Source organism: Leucobacter celer subsp. astrifaciens (assembly GCF_001273835.1).
Taxonomy (GTDB): Bacteria; Actinomycetota; Actinomycetes; order Actinomycetales; family Microbacteriaceae; genus Leucobacter; species Leucobacter celer.
Genome location: NZ_JHEI01000150.1, coordinates 14,648 through 30,507, shown reverse-complemented (window position 1 = coordinate 30,507; position 15,860 = coordinate 14,648). Strand labels below are relative to the sequence as shown.

General features: G+C 71.8%; 10 protein-coding genes. 6 read left to right on the top strand and 4 right to left on the bottom strand.

All coding sequences use genetic code 11. The features are described 5' to 3' along the window. Window positions 1-130 precede the first annotated feature (130 nt). The 4 genes from AMS65_RS16795 (at window position 131) to AMS65_RS16780 (ending at window position 7,386) form a co-directional block, all read left to right on the top strand. Window positions 131-1,213, top strand: coding sequence for an NADH:flavin oxidoreductase/NADH oxidase (locus tag AMS65_RS16795; RefSeq protein WP_053385325.1), 1,083 nt, complete (start codon window positions 131-133; stop codon window positions 1,211-1,213). 39 nt (window positions 1,214-1,252) lie between these two features. Next, a complete protein-coding gene (locus AMS65_RS16790; protein ID WP_053385324.1) occupies window positions 1,253-2,461 on the top strand; it encodes a winged helix DNA-binding domain-containing protein in 1,209 nt (402 codons plus the stop codon). A 9-nt stretch (window positions 2,462-2,470) separates the two neighbouring features. After that, window positions 2,471-4,279 carry a cation:proton antiporter gene (locus AMS65_RS16785; RefSeq protein ID WP_053385323.1) on the top strand — a complete coding sequence of 603 codons (1,809 nt, stop codon included), beginning with the start codon at window positions 2,471-2,473 and terminating at the stop codon, window positions 4,277-4,279. Window positions 4,280-4,788: 509 nt separating this feature from the next. Then, window positions 4,789-7,386, top strand: a complete 2,598-nt coding sequence (locus AMS65_RS16780) for a hypothetical protein (RefSeq protein WP_157502396.1) — start codon at window positions 4,789-4,791, stop codon at window positions 7,384-7,386. Window positions 7,387-7,448: 62 nt separating this feature from the next. On the opposite strand, the gene AMS65_RS16775 is transcribed toward AMS65_RS16780, so the two are convergent. Both AMS65_RS16775 and AMS65_RS16770 read right to left on the bottom strand, forming a co-directional pair. Then, a complete protein-coding gene (locus AMS65_RS16775; RefSeq protein ID WP_053385321.1) occupies window positions 7,449-8,021 on the bottom strand; it encodes an isochorismatase family protein in 573 nt (190 codons plus the stop codon). Between the two features lie 170 nt (window positions 8,022-8,191). After that, window positions 8,192-8,683, bottom strand: coding sequence for an Lrp/AsnC family transcriptional regulator (locus AMS65_RS16770; protein WP_053385320.1), 492 nt, complete (start codon window positions 8,681-8,683; stop codon window positions 8,192-8,194). 185 nt (window positions 8,684-8,868) lie between these two features. Between AMS65_RS16770 and ald the strand changes: the two genes are divergently transcribed. After that, on the top strand, window positions 8,869-9,993 hold the full coding sequence (gene ald / locus AMS65_RS16765; protein WP_053385319.1) for an alanine dehydrogenase: 1,125 nt from the start codon (window positions 8,869-8,871) through the stop codon (window positions 9,991-9,993). A 24-nt stretch (window positions 9,994-10,017) separates the two neighbouring features. Beyond that, window positions 10,018-10,485, top strand: coding sequence for a hypothetical protein (locus AMS65_RS16760; RefSeq protein ID WP_053385318.1), 468 nt, complete (start codon window positions 10,018-10,020; stop codon window positions 10,483-10,485). 157 nt (window positions 10,486-10,642) lie between these two features. On the opposite strand, the gene AMS65_RS16755 is transcribed toward AMS65_RS16760, so the two are convergent. Continuing rightward, on the bottom strand, window positions 10,643-11,890 hold the full coding sequence (locus tag AMS65_RS16755; protein WP_075201060.1) for a pyridoxal phosphate-dependent aminotransferase: 1,248 nt from the start codon (window positions 11,888-11,890) through the stop codon (window positions 10,643-10,645). Window positions 11,891-12,030: 140 nt separating this feature from the next. Further along, window positions 12,031-15,813, bottom strand: a complete 3,783-nt coding sequence (locus AMS65_RS16750; RefSeq protein ID WP_053385317.1) for a TM0106 family RecB-like putative nuclease — start codon at window positions 15,811-15,813, stop codon at window positions 12,031-12,033. Window positions 15,814-15,860 lie beyond the last annotated feature (47 nt).

Below are 15,860 nucleotides of genomic sequence, written 5' to 3'. Positions count from 1 at the left end.
GGGCGGTGCCTCCAGTGGGACGTCGTGCCGGGTGGGCCGACTGCGGGCGGTCGACGGGATGTCGTCACGGGGTGCAACGTTCGGCGGCGGAGATTCTTCCCAGCACCCCCGAGGAGTAGACTCGCCAGCCATGGCCGACCCGCATCTCTTCCGCCCGATCATCCTCCGAGACGTCGAATTGCGCAACCGCCTGTGGGTCGCCCCCATGTGCCAGTACTCGGTGTCCGAGGAGGACGGGATCCCCCGCGACTGGCATGTGCAGCACCTGGGCGGTCTCGCCCGCGGCGGCGCGGGCCTCGTGATGGCCGAGGCGACGGCGGTCGTGCCGGAAGGACGTATCTCGCCCCGCGATCTCGGCCTGTGGAACGAGGATCAGGCCGCCGCGTTCGCGCGCCTCGCCGGAATCGTGCACGGGCACGGCGCCCGCTTCGGCGTGCAGCTGGCCCACGCCGGCCGCAAGGCCTCCACCTATCCGTGGCTGCCCGGATTCCCCGAGGGATCGGTGCCGGGCGAGGCGGGCGGCTGGGAGACCGTGGCGCCGTCCGCGATCCCGTTCGGCGAACTCGCGACACCGCGCGCGCTGGATGCGGAGGGGATCGCGCGGGTGGTGCTCGCCTTCGCCGACGCGGCCGACCGGGCGGTCGCCGCGGGGGTCGACGTGGTCGAGGTGCACGCCGCCCACGGATATCTCGTCCACGAGTTCCTCTCCCCGCTCTCCAACCTGCGCGACGACGCGTACGGCGGTGAGCTCGCGGGCCGCGCGCGCCTGCTGCGCGAGATCGTGCGCGCGATCCGGGATCGGCACGCCGCGCTGCCGATCGTGGTGCGCATCTCGGCGACGGAGTGGTCGGACGGCGGCTTCGGCGTCGCAGAGGCCGCCGCGGTGTCGGAGTGGCTCGCCGAGGACGGCGCCGATCTCATCGACGTGTCCTCCGGCGGCAACACGACCGACGCGAAGATCCCCGTCGGCCCCTCGTACCAGGTCTCGCTCGCGGAGCGGGTGGGTCGTGGCCCGCTGCCCGTCAGCGCGGTCGGGCTCATCACCTCGGCGGCGCAGGCCGAGGGGATCCTCGCCTCCGGTCAGGCCGACGTCGTCTCGCTCGGCCGGGCGCTGCTCGCCGATCCGCACCTGCCGATCCGCTGGGCGCACGAGCTGCGGGCGCCCTCGGCCGAGGAGCTCGTGCCGCCGCAGTACCGCCGCGCGCGGTTCTGAGGCGGGGAGGGTGTCCGAGGCCCGGTCTACACTGACCCCATGACCGAGACCATCGCCTCCGAAGATCTGCTGGCGCTGCGGATGCGCGCCCTCGGGTTGACCGACGACGGGCCGGTCGGAGCAGGTTCTCCGGGCGTCACGGGTGCCGGCGCCGGCACGGGGGCCGCGAGCGGTTCGGGATCCGACCGCGTCGCCGCGGTCGCGCGCTACATGCTCGCGTTGCAGGGCCAGGACTGGCGATCCTCCCGGTGGGCGCTCGGCGTGCGCGCGGCGAGCCTCGCCGGAGGCGAGGTGACGCTCGCCGACGTGACGGCGGCCTTCAACGAGGGCCGGGTGGTGCGCACGTGGCCGATGCGGGGTACGATCCACGTGGTCCCCGCGGAGGACATCGGCTGGATGCAATCGGTGGCCGGCACCAGGCCGCTCGCCGGGGCCGCGAAGCGCCGCGAGTTCCTCGGCATGAGCGACGAGGTGCTCGAACGGCTGGTCGACGTCTCGCTGCAGGCGCTCCGCGGCAGCGAGGGCCTGGGCCGGGACGAGCTCTCGGCCGTCTGGACCGAGGCGGGCATCGAGTGGCAGAGCAACTGGCGGTACCACCTCATCTGGTGGCTGTGCCAGAACGGCCTCGCGACCTTCGGCCCGACCGACGGTGCGGTCGAGCCCCGCCTCGTGCTCGCGGAGGGCTGGATCCGGAATCCGCGCACCCCGGACGACCCGCTGGCCGAACTCGCCGCCCGCTACGCCGCCGCGCGCGGCCCCGTGCGCGCGAAAGACCTTGCCTGGTGGGCCGGCATCACCGCCTCCGACGCCAAGCGCGGGCTCCAGACCGCGACCGAGGAGGGCCGGCTGGAGCGAGTGCAGCTCGCCGAGACGCCGGGTGCCGCCGGAGCGCTGTGGGTGCCGGCCGAGCTGCTCGGCGCATCCGTCGCGGTGCCCGACTGGCTGCTGCTCCCCTCCTTCGACGAGCATTTGCTCGGCTACACCCTGCGCGACCCGCAGCGCGACCCCGCGCACTTCGAGCGCATCGTTCCCGGCCGCAACGGCATGTTCCTCGCGACCGTGGTGCACCGGGGCCGCGTCGTGGGCACGTGGAAGAAGATCACCCGGAAGAGCGGAGGGATCGAGGTCGCACCGCTTCCAGGCGCGCGGATCGACACCGACGCGCTCGCCGGAGAACTCGCGAGATGGTCGGCGTTCCACGGGCTCAAGCCCGGCCCGATCGAGCAGGCGGATCACGCAGAGCCCTAGGATACGGTCATGGAACTCGAGCTCATCGCCGTCGCAGCCGTCATCCTCCTCGTCGGCGCGTCGATCCTGGGCAGCAAGATCCGCGTCGCCGCGCCGCTGCTGCTCGTGGTGCTCGGCATCGGCATCGGCTATCTCCCCTTCGTGCCCCTCGTGGAGATCGACCCGGAGATCATCCTGGTGATCGTGCTGCCGCCCTTGCTCTACGCGGCGGCGGTCAATGTGCCGATCATCGATTTCCGCCGCAACTTCCGACCGGTGATCGGCCTCTCGGTGGTGCTCGTCATCATCTCGGCCGTCGCCGTGGGCTTCCTCGTGCACTGGATCGTGCCGGCCATACCGCTCCCGGCGGCGATCGCGCTCGGCGCCGTCATCAGTCCCACCGACGCGGTGGCGGCGACCTCCATCGGCAAACGGCTCGGCATGCCCGAGCGGGTGGTGTCGATCCTCGAGGGCGAGAGTCTGGTGAACGACGCCACCTCGCTGGTGCTGCTGAAGACCGCGATCGCCGCGACCGCCGGCAGCTTCGCGCTCTCCACGGCCACCGGAGCGTTCTTCTTCTCCGTCGCGGTGGCGATCGCGGTCGGGCTCATCATCGGTGTCATCACGGTGTGGATCCGTTCGAAGCTCACCAGCCCGGTGCACGACACGATCGTCTCGTTCATCGTGCCCTTCGTCGCGTTCGTTCCGGCCGAGGAGCTGCAGGCGTCGGGGGTGCTCGCGGTCGTCGTGACGGGGCTCTACACCGGCCACCACGCATCTCGGCGCTTCAGCGCCTCGGCGCGCATGAACGAGCGCCTCAACTGGCGCACCGTGCAGTTCATCCTCGAGAACGGCGTCTTCCTGCTGATGGGCCTGCAGCTGCACTCGCTCGTCGAGCAGGTGGGCGAGAGCGAGCTGAAGCTCGAGCACATCGGACTGCTGTCTCTCGCCCTCGTGGCGCTCCTGATCGTCTGCCGCGCGGCCTTCGTGACCCCGCTCATCGCCGGCATGCGCGGCGTCGCCCGCCAGTACGAGCGCCGCAACCAGGGCTATGCCCAGCTCAACGAGCGAGTGCAGAGCTCCGGGATGGCCGAGCGCACCGACGGCCGCATGCGCGAACGACTCCGCCGGCTCGACATCCGCACCCGGCGTTCGGCGGCCGACCTCGAGCACGAGCGCGAGCAGCAGCTGGGCTGGCGGGACGGCGTCGTGCTGTCTTGGAGCGGCATGCGGGGCGTGGTCACTCTGGCCGCGGCCCAGTCCATCCCGACGACAGTGCCCTATCGCCCCCAGATCGTGCTCGCGGCGTTCGCCGTCGCGGTCATCACCCTGCTGCTGCACGGCCTCACGCTGCCCGCGTTCATCCGCAGGCTCTGGCCGGACGGCGCGGGATCCGGCGGCGAGAAGGCCGAGCTCACCGCGCTCAGCAGGGACCTCACCGAAGCCGCCGACGACGCCATCGACGAAGCGGTCGCCGACGCGGCCTCGGAGCAGCCGGAAGCGACCGCGAAGACCGGCTCGGCCGCGGGAGCAGATCCCGAGCAGCAGGCCCAAGCGGCGGCGGCCGCCGAGGCGGCGGTGCGGAAGGCTCGGGCCAGCGCCCGCAGCGCGCTCCTCCCGATGGCCGTCGCCGCGGCGCCCACGGCACCCCTCGACGTGCAGGGGCCCGAGACTCCCGGCCAGATGTACCAGCGCCTCGCACGCGTCGCGCTCGAGGCGCAGCGGGAGGCGCTGCTCGAGGAGCGTGCGATCGGGCGCTACAGCTCCCAGGCGCTGCGCGCCGCCGAGCTCGCGCTCGACGCCTACGAGACCCGGCTGTCGCCCCCGGCCGACCACTGAGGGAGCCCGGCGGGAGGCGAGTGCGCTCCCGGCGGCTCAGCAGCCCGGCGGCTCAGCAGCCCGGCAGCCCTGCAGCCCGAGCAACGCCCCGTCCCGCCGGCTGAGGCCATCGCCCGAGTTCGGCGCCTCGGTCCGCCACCTCTTCCGCGCCCTCGTCCCACCCGGCCTTCTCGCGCACCGGGCCGAGCCGCGCCCGTCCTCGGTCCGGAGTCCGATGTCCGAGGCTGAGCCCTCCGTCCGAAACCGCCTGATCCATCGGTGCCGAACGCCTCGGGTTGGAACGATCGAGTCGGTCTCACGGGTGCGCCTCGGGGTGGGAGACAGGTGAGATCCCGGTGACACGCCGCTGCACTCCGGCTCGTCCCGATGGCCCCGACACGCGCGCCACCCCCGGGCGCACATCGATATGCGCTCGGATATTAAACATGTGATGATCATTAGGCTAGCCTTACCCAGCTAGTGTTCAGGGCCGAACTCGGCCCTTCGTCCCCCTCTTACAAGGAGTCATTTTGACGAGCACACGTGTGCGCGCGCTGGCGCTACTCGCCAGCTGCGCTGCCCTGGTCTCCATCCCCCTCTCGAGCGCACCCCCGGTCCACGCGGCCGACACGCTCACCGTCACCGAGGCAAGCCTCGAGTGGGGCGTGAACGGCGTCTATCAGGCGGCCGATCCCCGCGGCGCAGCCTGCGCATTCTTCTCGGCCGGCAAGCAGCGCGAATTCTCGGCGGAGAGCGACGACGTACGGATCATCAAGCGCGGCGTCGACGGCGCCGCGGAGACGGCGTCGCGGGCCAGCATCTGCCTGCCCGTCGAAGGCTCCTCGATGAACCAGCGCGCGCTCTTCTCCCATGGAACCGGCAGCATCGATCCCGCAACCGGGGCCGGCGAGGTGCGCTGGAACGGCGCATTCACCGCGAACGCCTACAACGGCGCGATCCCCTGGTGGATCGAGAACCCCGTACTCTCGATCGAAGCCGACGGGTCCGGCTCGCTGAGCGCCACCGTCGGAGGCCGCGGCGCATCGATGTCCGACCCCGACAACGGCTTCGAACTCGCCCCGCGAGAGGTCACGCTCGCGACGTTCGCGCAGGTCGCACTGCAGGACGGCGGGCTCTCGTTCACGCCGGACTTCGCGGGCGTCGACTACCATCCACTGGTCGCACCCGGAGCGCCCGAGCAGGGGCGGCAGGATGCGTCGGCCATTCCGGACGCCGTCAAGCAGCAGCCGGGTTGGGGGTCCTGGCCCGCATCGCTGGTCGATTTCCACTACGAGTCGGGACTCTCGTCGTACTGGCACACGAGCGGCGGCTCGTCCGACCCGCAGAAGGCTCCCCAGCCCGCGACCGTGGTGTTCGCGGCCGAGGAGGAGACCGCGGTGAAGCCCGTCATCACCGCCAACCCCGAGACCGACGCCCCCGCTCCGTTCCTCGAGGGCGACGACGTGACCCTCATCGCCGCAGCTCACGGCGCCGACTCCGTGCGCTGGGAGCAGGCCGATAGCGACTCCGGGCCGTGGTCCCCGATCCCCGGCGCCACCGAGGATCGACTCACGCTCGAGAAGATCGATGCGTCGTGGAACGGACGATCCATCCGCTTCGTCGCGGTGAACGCAGCCGGCGAGAGCGCATCGGCTCACGTACGGATCAGCACGACGGCGCCGCAGAGCATCGAGATCCTCGAACAGCCCTCCTCCGTTCTCGGCATCGAGGGATCCCGCGCGGAGCTCGCCATGCGCGCCTCCGGCACGCCGAGGCCGACCAGCTTCGAGCTCGAGCAGAGCACGGACGGCGGCACCGCCTGGAGTTCCGTCGAGGGCACCGAGGTGAGCACACGCGGAGATGCGATCAGCATCCTGCTGCCGCCCGCCGAACTCGGCGACGGCCCGCGCCTGCTCCGCGTGCTGGTCGGCAACGACACCGGACACTCGGTTCGCACGAGCGCGGTGGACTACCGCGTGGTGGCGGCCACCGGCCGGCCGCAGATCGCACTGAACCCGGTCGAGCCAATCGACCCGTCGCAGCCCAGTACTGTCACGGTGGTCGGGGCCGGATTCTCGACGCCTCCGAGCGACGGCTTCGGAAGCTACTCGCTCGATGTCGGCGTCTTCGCCGACGATGACTGGCAGCCGGGCGAGACCGCGTCCATGGACTGGATCGCCACGTCCGCCGACACCGAGTGGGGTCAGCTCTACGAGGGCGCGCTGCGCAGCTCGGGCGGATCGTTCACCGTCACGATCGATCTGCCCGCGGGCGCGCTCGATGCGTCGCGTCAGTACGGCGTTGCGACGTTCCTCCGGCACCAGACGATCTGGTGGACGCAGAGCTTCGACAACCGCGCGGCAGACACCTTCTCCCGCATTCGCCTCACTCCTCCGGCGGACGCCCCCGCAACCCCCACCGCCGAGCTGAACGATGACAACCGCGGTGGACTGAGCGCCGTGGTGACCGACGACCGCGACCTCCTGGTGTCGTTCGAGGGGCAGTACTCCGGCACGGCGGTTGCGCTCACCGCGCTTCCCGGCGCCGGGGTCGCGCAGCCGCTCTCCCCCGGCACCGCACTCACGCAGGCGGCGCCTCTCCGCACCGCCGTCGGGCACGCGGCGCCGCTCAGCACCGCACTCGGCTGGGGCTACGTCTCCGAGGCCGGCGACACGCTCGCGGCGATCCCCGAGTCCCTGCCGGCGGGCGAGTACGTCGTGGCGGCGCAGGCCGTCGACGGCTCCCTGATCGGCTGGGCCCCGTTCGCACTCGATGAGCGCGATACCGAGGGCGGCGGCTCCGACGCCGACGGCTCGGAGAACGGCAACTCGGCCGCCTCGGGATCGAACTCAGGCGGTGCCGACGCCTCGAGCGGCAGCGATGGCGGCGCAAGCTCCGGCGGCGCTGCGGACGGCACCTCGGAAGGCGCTGCGGACGGCACTTCGGAAGGCACCTCGAACGCCGGCGGGAACGGCACCGCCACGGGCAGCGGCGGCTCTGCGGGCAGCGGCGGACTCGTGCGCACCGGCACCGAAGCGCTGCCGCTCGTCGCCCTCGCGACCCTACTCGCCGGAGGAGGGGCGACGCTCATCGCGGCTCGCCTGCGCCGCAGGCAGGGCACCCGGTAGTCCACCGCGCCGAGGGGCCCGCCAGCAGGCGGTGAGCCCCTCGGCGCGGCGGAGCGCCCGCCTCAGGCGAATTCGGCCCCCGCTGCCGCCATCTCCTTGAGCGCAGCCGCTGAGCTCTCGGGAGCGACTCCGGCGACGAGATCGGTGAGCACCCTCACCCGGATTCCGGACCCGAGCGCGTCGAGCGCCGACGCTCGCACGCAGTAGTCGGTGGCGATGCCGACGACGTCGAGGCGGTCGATGCCGCGTTCCGCGAGCACCTCATCGAGCGAGCGCCCATCGGTCGTCTCGCCCTCGAACGCGGAATACGCCGGCTCGCCCGTCCCCTTGCGCACGTGCACGTCGACGCGGTCGATGTCGAGCGCGGGATGGTACTCGGCGCCCTCCGAACCTCGCACGCAGTGCACGGGCCAGGTCGTCACGAAGTCGGGATCGGCGCCGGCTGCCGCGAAGTGACCGCCGTTGTCGCTTTCGGGTTCGTGCCAGTCGCGCGAGGCGATCACCAGCGCATACTCCTCCGAGGAGCGCAGCAGATCGCTGACCCCCTGAGCGACCGCGGCACCGCCCCGCACCCCCAGAGCGCCGCCCTCGGTGAAGTCGTTCTGCACGTCGATGATCAGCAGCGCTCGAGCCATGATCCGGCTTCCCTCCGTCGTTCCGGGAAGGTTCCGCCGTCCCGGGTGCCTGCGCACCAGCCTACGGTCGCCTCCGGATCCCGGCCACCCGGACGGCCCGGCGGGAACGGGCAGCTGGGAAGCAGCCATCCGGGACTCCGCGTTTCTCCTGCCGAGATTCCGGCGCCGAGTCAGAGTTCGACGCGCACCGGATTCTGGTGGTGGCTGAAGACGATACTCGTGCGCGTGGACGAGACCGCCGGGTGCGCCGACAGGTGCTCCATCACGAAATCGCGCACGTGATCGGAGTCGCGGGCCGCGAGGTGGATGATGAAGTCCTCGACCCCTCCCAGGAAGAAGAGCTGCATCACCTCGGGCAGTGCCCGCAGTTCGTCGCTCATCTCCGCGATGCGCTGCCGCGCGCCGGAGCGCACCGTCACGCTCACGAGCACCTCGAGCCCGAGACCCATGGCGCGGGGGTCGACGCTCGCCGTGAAGCCCGTGATGATCCGCCGCGCCACCAGGCTCCGCACACGAGCGATGCAGGTCGATGCCGCGACCCCCACCCGCTCGGCGAGCTCGGCGTTGGTGATGCGACCATTCGCCTGCAGTTCCTCCACGATCTTGCGGTCGACGTCGTCGAGGTCGGCCTCAGGGCGCAGATTCTTCGATCCATCGGACATCCCGCACCACCTTTCGCTTCGATTTCTTCCATAATAGCGACTACATCCGAAGAGAATTCGTGCTTTTTTTGCGGAAAGCGAATATGCTGCACAATCGGAGGCATCCTGACAGTGCGAGTCGCCCCCGCGGCGGGCCGCTGGCGGGCACACGAACACACCCGCATTCAACATCTCTGGAGCAGATCATGCGCGTCGGCATCCCCACCGAAATCAAGAACAACGAGAACCGTGTCGCCATCACGCAGGCCGGCGTCTTCGAGCTGGCCCGCCGCGGTCACGAGGTGCTCGTGCAGGCCGGCGCCGGCCTCGGCTCGGCGATCACCGACGCCGACTACGTCGCCGCCGGGGCGAAGATCATCGAGGGCGCCGACGATGTGTGGGCTCAGGCCGACATGATCCTCAAGGTCAAGGAGCCCATCGCGGCCGAGTACGACAAGATGCGCAAGGGTCAGGTGCTCTTCACCTACCTGCACCTCGCCGCAGACAAGACCCTGACCGAGAAGGTGCTCGAGTCGGGCACCACGGCCATCGCCTACGAGACCGTGCAGGTCGGCCGCGCGCTGCCCCTGCTCGCCCCGATGTCCGAGGTCGCGGGCCGCCTCTCGGCGCAGGTCGGCGCATACTCGCTCATGAAGGCCAACGGCGGCCGCGGCGTGCTGCTCGGCGGCGTCACCGCGACCCGTCGCGGCAAGGTCGTCGTCATCGGCGGCGGCGCTGCCGGCGAGCAGGCCGCGCGCATCGCCTACGGCATGGGCGCCGATGTCACGATCATCGACATCTTCATCCCCCGCCTCAAGCAGCTCGAGGACGAGTTCAACGGTCGCATCCAGACCCGCACCTCGAACGCGCACAACATCACCGAGGCGCTCAAGGACGCCGACCTCGTGATCGGCTCCGTGCTGATCCCGGGCGAGAAGGCCCCCAAGCTCGTCACCGACGAGATGGTCGCGCAGATGAAGCCGGGCTCGGTGCTCGTCGACATCGCCATCGACCAGGGCGGCTGCTTCGAGAACTCGCGCCCCACCACGCACGACGACCCCACCTTCCAGGTGCACAACTCGATCTACTACTGCGTGGCGAACATGCCCGGCGCGGTGCCCGAGACTTCGACCGCCGCGCTCACCAACGCGACCCTCCCCTACGTCGTCGCCCTGGCCGACAAGGGCTGGGCGACCGCGCTGCAGGCCGATCCCGCGCTCGCTCTCGGCCTCAACGCCCACGACGGCGTGCTCACCTTCAAGGGCGTCGCCGACGCCTTCCCGGAGCTCGCCTACTCGAGCGTCGAGGACGTGCTCGCGGCGAACGCGTAAGCGCGAAGGCGTACTCTGGATCCCATGGATCTGAAGTTCACGTTCGGAGGGGCGTCACCCGATCACGGCCATGAGGGCCACGATCACGGTGGCGCCCCTTCGGGCATTCCCCTGCCGTTCTCGACCACTCCGATCACCTCGTCGAGCAGTGTGCTCGACGTGCGCGTGCGCCGCTCCGGCGGTGCGCTCCTCGCCGAGGCGGTCACCGGAGACGGCGTCGTCTACTGCAGCGCAGAGGTGCCGGCCGGCGACGAGGACCCGGCGGTGCTCGCCCGCACGACCCGCTCGGCGCTGTCCCGCGCCGTCGCCGGCCTCGAGGGACCGCTCGCGGAGTCCATCAGCGCGGTGGTGCTGGATCTCGAAGACGACGGGGCAGCTGTGCTGCGCGAGTTCGGGATCGCGGAGACGGGATCCGGATCCGGACTCGTCGATGCGGCCCTGCAGCGCCGCATCGGGGTCGCCGCCGGCACGCCGATCCGCCTGGGAGCGTAGGGGCGCAGTTCTTTCGGCTCTCGCCGGTGTTTCGGATGGAATCACCCGATCTCGTCCGAAACACCGGTGGGAGCCGAATTCAGGTTCTGGAGATCGCGCTCCCCGTACGAAGGCCCGATCGTCGTCGTGCGAAGCGAGCCTCGGAGCAGACGCGCGCTCAGCGCTGGAACCGGATGATCCGGTCGAGCGCTTCGGCCACGGCGGCCTCACCCGCCGCGTAGGAGAGCCGCACCGCGCGGTCGCCCGCGCCCTGCCCTGAGCCTGTCGAAGGGTCGAAGTCGACGCCGGGCACGACCGCGACGTCGGCTCCGTCGAGCAGGGCCCGCGCGTAGCGCACCGAGTCGCCGAAGCGCTCCAGCTGGGGGCCGAGGTCGGAGTAGTAGTAGAACGCGCCGTCCGAGGGCGCGGCGGTGCCCCAGTTCAGCTGCGGTGCCGCGTCGAGGATCAGCGCCCGCGCTCGCGCGAAGCCGTCGACGATCGTGTCGCGCTCTGCGTAGCTCTCGTCGGTGAACGCCGACAGCGCGAACTCCTGGGCCGGCGCGGGCGGCGAGAGCGCGAAGTTGGAGGCGAGCGCTTCGAAGGGTGCGACGAGCGAGGGCGGCAGGATCGCCCACCCGAGCCGCCACCCCGTCATGCCCCAGTACTTCGAGAACGAGTTGATGACCACCGCGTCGGGGTCGAGTTCGCGGACCGTCACCCCGCGGCGGTCCGGTTGGCCGGCCGCCGGGAAGGTGATGCCGTGGTAGATCTCGTCGCTGATGAGGCGCACCCCTCGGCTCGCGCACCAGGCGACGAGTTCCGTCAGCTCTGCACGGCCGAGCATGGTGCCCGTCGGGTTGGCCGGCGAGGCGATGACGAGCCCCGCGAGCGGACCGTGCTCGGCCACCGCCGCGTCGAGCAGTTCGGGGGTCGGCTGATAGCGCGTGGCCGGGCCGGCGGGAATCTCGACGACCTGCACGCCGAGCGCCGCCAGGATGTTGCGGTAGGCGGGGTACCCGGGGCTCACGAGCGCCACCCGGTCGCCGGGGTCGAAGGCCGCGAGGAAGACCAGCTGGAAGGCTCCGGACGATCCGGTCGTGACGGCGACGGTCTCGGGATCCACCTCGATGCCGTACCAGGATCGGTAGTGGCCGGCGATCGCCTCCCGCAGCGGGGCGGTGCCGAGCGGACCGGTGTAACCGGCCGGCTTCAGTGCGCCCCGTGTGGGCCTCGCGCTGGGCTCGCCCGCGCAGAGGGAGACGACGTCGCGACCGGCGGCACGGCGCTGAGCGATCTCATCGGTGATGCGCATCACCTCGAAAGCGGGGATGCGGGACCGCTTCGACGGGGCGAGCGGCGTGAGCGCGGTGTCGCGATCCAGTCGGCGCGACGGCGGTGTCTTGAACGGGCCTCCGGGTCTCATCATGCCTCCACGTTAGCCGGACGCGCGGCCGAGGCGTCGAGGTACCGCAGGAAGATGATGAGCCAGGCGAAGATCACGCCGGCCGCCGACGGCCCCGCGCGCCGGGGCGGAGGTGCATGCGTGGCGCGGGTGCACTCCCGGCCTCAGTGCGGGGTCGGCGTCGAGCGTTCGGTGAGCCGCAGGTAGCCGGATAGGGCGGCGAGTCCCTCCGGGGTGCCCGGCAGCCCCGCGCCCAGACGATCGGACGACACGAGGTGCGCCGCCCACTGCGCCCGGCTGATGGCGACGTTGAGCCGGTTGCGCATGAGCAGGAATTCGAGGCCGCGCGGCACGTCGTCGGGGCTGGAGGCCGCGAGGGTGACGATGGCGATCACCGCCTCCTGCCCCTGGAAGCGGTCGACCGTCCCCACGCGGACCCGTTCGTGTCCGGCCGCTGCGAGCGCTTCGGAGACGCACTCGACCTGGGCGTTGTAGGCCGCCACCACGATCAGCTCGTCCTCCGTCAGCGCGCGACTCCCGCCGCCATCGTGCAGCCGACCGCGCAGGCTCTTGCGCACGATGCGCACGACCTCGGCGGCCTCCTCGGGCGAGCTCGTCGCGTTGCCGGCGTGACGCACGGCATGCCACACGAGGCCGGAGGGGCCGGCGCCCGTCACTTCGCGCCGCGAGGCGCCGGAGTGCGCGCCGAGCCGCCCGTCGTAGGCGAGCTCGGAGACGACCTCGGTGAGCTCGGGGCGCATGCGCCGGGTCTCGGCGAGGAAGTATCCGAGCGCGGGAGGCATGGTGCCGTGCTCGCCGAGCAGCCAGCCGAGCGCGGACGTGTCGACCGGTTCGGGGTGGCTGCCCTGCGACACCTGCGGCAGCTGCTGCGGATCGCCGAGCAGCAGCATCCGTTCGGCGGCGACCGAGGCCGCGATGGTGGGGGCCAGCGAGAACTGCCCGGCCTCGTCGATGACGAGGAGGTCCAGCCCCCGGCGCTCGAAGCGCGCCTCGTTGCTGAAGTCCCAGGCGGTACCACCGATCACGCAGCCGCGGCCCGCGGCGCGGTGCCCCGCCGCGAAGCGCTGGTGCCCGTTTCTCGGCAGCACCGTGTAGGCGGGCCCGGCGTCGTCCGGGTCGAGCGAGCCTCCCTGCGTTACCTTGCCCACGAGGGCCGGATCGAGCCCCGCGGCCACGACTCCGTCGAGCACGTTCTCGACCACCCGATGCGACTGCGCGACGACCCCGACTCTCCAGCCGTGGCGCTCGACGAGCACTCGGATCACGCGCGCCGCGAGATACGTCTTGCCCGTGCCCGGCGGCCCCTGTACCGCGACGTAGCTGCGATCGAGGCGGCGCAGACTGGCGACGACGGCGCCGATGGTACCGGCATCCGTCTCTCCGCCGACGGCCGCGAGCGCTTCCTCCGAGTCCGGTGCGACGAGCCCCGCGTCCCCCGGCAACCGCGGGCGGGTGCGGCGGATGAGGTCGACGACGGGATCGCGCGGGAACTCGCCGCGATCGAGAGTTGCGGCGAGCGACGCGCCCCATTCCTCGATGGCCCCCTTCTGCGCGCCGGCGGGCGGCGGCGGGCCGGGTACGAGCGCCACGGGCAGCACGTCGTAGCACCCCGCCGGACCCGCGGACTCCTCGACGATCACGCCGTCATCGAGCCGGTCGATGATCCTGACGCGGCGCGCACCACGTGCACCCGGAGCGGCCCCGGGCTGCGGAAACGGTGCCGGGTGCTCGTAGAGCAGGTAGGCCTCTCCGCTCCGCAGGCTGCTGCCGGGCGCGATCTCGCCGCGCAGGCGCAGGTGCCGTCGCTCGACGCGGGCGCGCGGCGGCACGAACCAGTCCTCCTCCACCCGGCTGGCGGCAGGATCCACGACCATGACGTCGCGGGTGTCCGCCCAGTCCTCGACGGGGTCGACGAGCCGCGCGAAGTGCGCCCACCAGAACGCCTTCTGCTCGCGCTGGTGGTAGTCGATCGCGCTCGCGGCGAGGGCGGCCGCGGTGCGGTCCTCTTCGGAGGGCGCAGCGACGGCGTGGGCGGCGAGCGCGGCGGCCACCGCGCTGAGCTCGAGCTCGGGGCTCTGCTCCTCCTCCACCGCGTTCGACGGGTACGGGCTCACCCCGTGCGCGGCGGCGATGCCGAGCAGCCAGTCGCGCAGTCGCAGCGTCGACAGGCAGTCGTAGCGGTTGTAGTCGGCGATCGCCTCGAGCCGCCGCCGCCCCTCGGCTCGCTCGGCATCATCGTCGGACGCGAGCTGCTCGCTCGCCTCCGCGTACTCGGTGACCGATTGGGCTCCGCTCGTCACGCCGTCCTCGTCGCGCAGCTGCTCCCCCATGTACAGCGGTTCGAGCTTCTTGATCGAGTAGGAGCGGGAACCGACACGGAGCGCACGGCGCACGACGGGGTAGAGATCGACGAGCACGTGCTCGCGCAGCAGCCGATCGACCTCCGCCTCTCCGACGCCGTGTCTCGCCGCGATGCTCAGCAGGTGGGTGCGCTCGTACGCCGCGTAGTGGTAGATGCGCATGCCCGGGTAGCGCTCGCGCCGCTCGGCGACGAGCGCGAGGAACTCGAGCAGCGCCCGCTTCTCGGCCTCGAGATCGTGGGCCCACAGCGGTGTGAAGGCCTCGCGCGCGTCGATCATACCGAAGAGGTAGTCGATGCCCCACCTCGCGGTCTCGTCGGAGCCGGGCTCCCGGTACATGGGGTCGCCCTCGAAGTCGAAGAAGAGATCTCCCTCGTCCGGCTGCGGAATCGCGGCGAGCGCGGCCGCGTCGATCACCCGCACCGGTGGCCGCTCTCCCGGCACCGCCTCGAGCTGCACCGCGGCCTGCGCCACGATGCGCTCCAGCGCGGCGTCGGCGATGCCGTCGACGCCTCGGATCCTGTTCTCGGCGGAGCGGACCCCGCCGGCGGCGGAGCTCCCTCCGAGAGGCCCGCGCTCGCCCGCGGCCAGTGCCGCGACCGCATCGATGGTGTCGAGCCCGGCGGCGACGAGCGCATCGCGCTGCGTCTGCCGGATACCCGCGATGAGCAGCGGATCGCGTGTGCGCTCCACCTCGGGCTCGCACACCTCGCAGCGCCCGCACGCCGAGATCCCGGCCGCGCCCCAGGCCACCGGTGCGGCGCTCTCTCGGCCGCCGTCCGGTCCGAGTTCGCGGTAGCGCTCGAGCAGGATGCGATGCAGCCGTTCGCGGCGCTGCCGGAACACGGGTGCGATGTCGGCGACCCGATGGCGGGATCGGGCCCCGTCGCCGAGGATCAGCACCGCCTCGGGCGACACCGGCACGCCGATGCGCTCGAGCTGTTCGGCGTAGGCCGCGAGTTGCATCAGCGCGGTGACCTTGGCGCGGCGGGCGAGTTTCGTGTCCTGCACCTCGTAGGCGCCGTCGGGGCCCAGCTGCAGGAAGTCGGCGAAGCCGACGAAGCCGATCTCGGGGTCGCGGGTGGATCCTGCGATCCGCTCCGCGGCCGCAGGATGACGGGGGGATTCCGTCACGACCGCAGGATGACGGGGGGCGCCGGACGGCCTCTGCGCGGGATCGAAGAAGGTGGCCTGGAACACCACGTCGGCCCGCCCGAGCAGCGCCTCCCGGGTCTGCGCCGCCACGTCCATCAGATGCTCCTCGTGCATCGAGTCGGGCCGCGGAATCTCGACGACGCCGCCCGGCGCGCCCGCCGATCCGGCACCCCAGCGCGCCCGGTACGCCTCGAGCGTGCGCTCCTCATGCGCGTCGCCGAGCCGCGCGGCCCGCGCCAGCATCGGATCGTCGTCGGGCGGCACCTCGACATCGCGGCCGAGCTTCGCGTCCACCCGCCGCAGGAACGCGAACTCGCACGCGCTCGCGGCGGCGAGGTCGCTCGCGCTCGTCACGATCCGGTGCGTTCCCGCACCGCTCCCGCTCGCCTCGGATCGTCTCTGCACGAACACGGCCGCCTCCTCTCCGGGATGGGGATCCCGCTCTCCGAACCTACCGG

Excerpts from the sequence above, each read along its gene's own strand:
- AMS65_RS16795 (WP_053385325.1), top strand. The coding sequence starts at position 131 with ATGGCCGACCCGCATCTCTTCCGCCCGATCATCCTCCGAGACGTCGAA.
- AMS65_RS16790 (WP_053385324.1), top strand. The coding sequence starts at position 1,253 with ATGACCGAGACCATCGCCTCCGAAGATCTGCTGGCGCTGCGGATGCGC.
- AMS65_RS16785 (WP_053385323.1), top strand. The coding sequence starts at position 2,471 with ATGGAACTCGAGCTCATCGCCGTCGCAGCCGTCATCCTCCTCGTCGGC.
- AMS65_RS16775 (WP_053385321.1), bottom strand. The coding sequence starts at position 8,021 with ATGGCTCGAGCGCTGCTGATCATCGACGTGCAGAACGACTTCACCGAG.
- AMS65_RS16770 (WP_053385320.1), bottom strand. The coding sequence starts at position 8,683 with ATGTCCGATGGATCGAAGAATCTGCGCCCTGAGGCCGACCTCGACGAC.
- ald (WP_053385319.1), top strand. The coding sequence starts at position 8,869 with ATGCGCGTCGGCATCCCCACCGAAATCAAGAACAACGAGAACCGTGTC.
- AMS65_RS16760 (WP_053385318.1), top strand. The coding sequence starts at position 10,018 with ATGGATCTGAAGTTCACGTTCGGAGGGGCGTCACCCGATCACGGCCAT.
- AMS65_RS16755 (WP_075201060.1), bottom strand. The coding sequence starts at position 11,890 with ATGATGAGACCCGGAGGCCCGTTCAAGACACCGCCGTCGCGCCGACTG.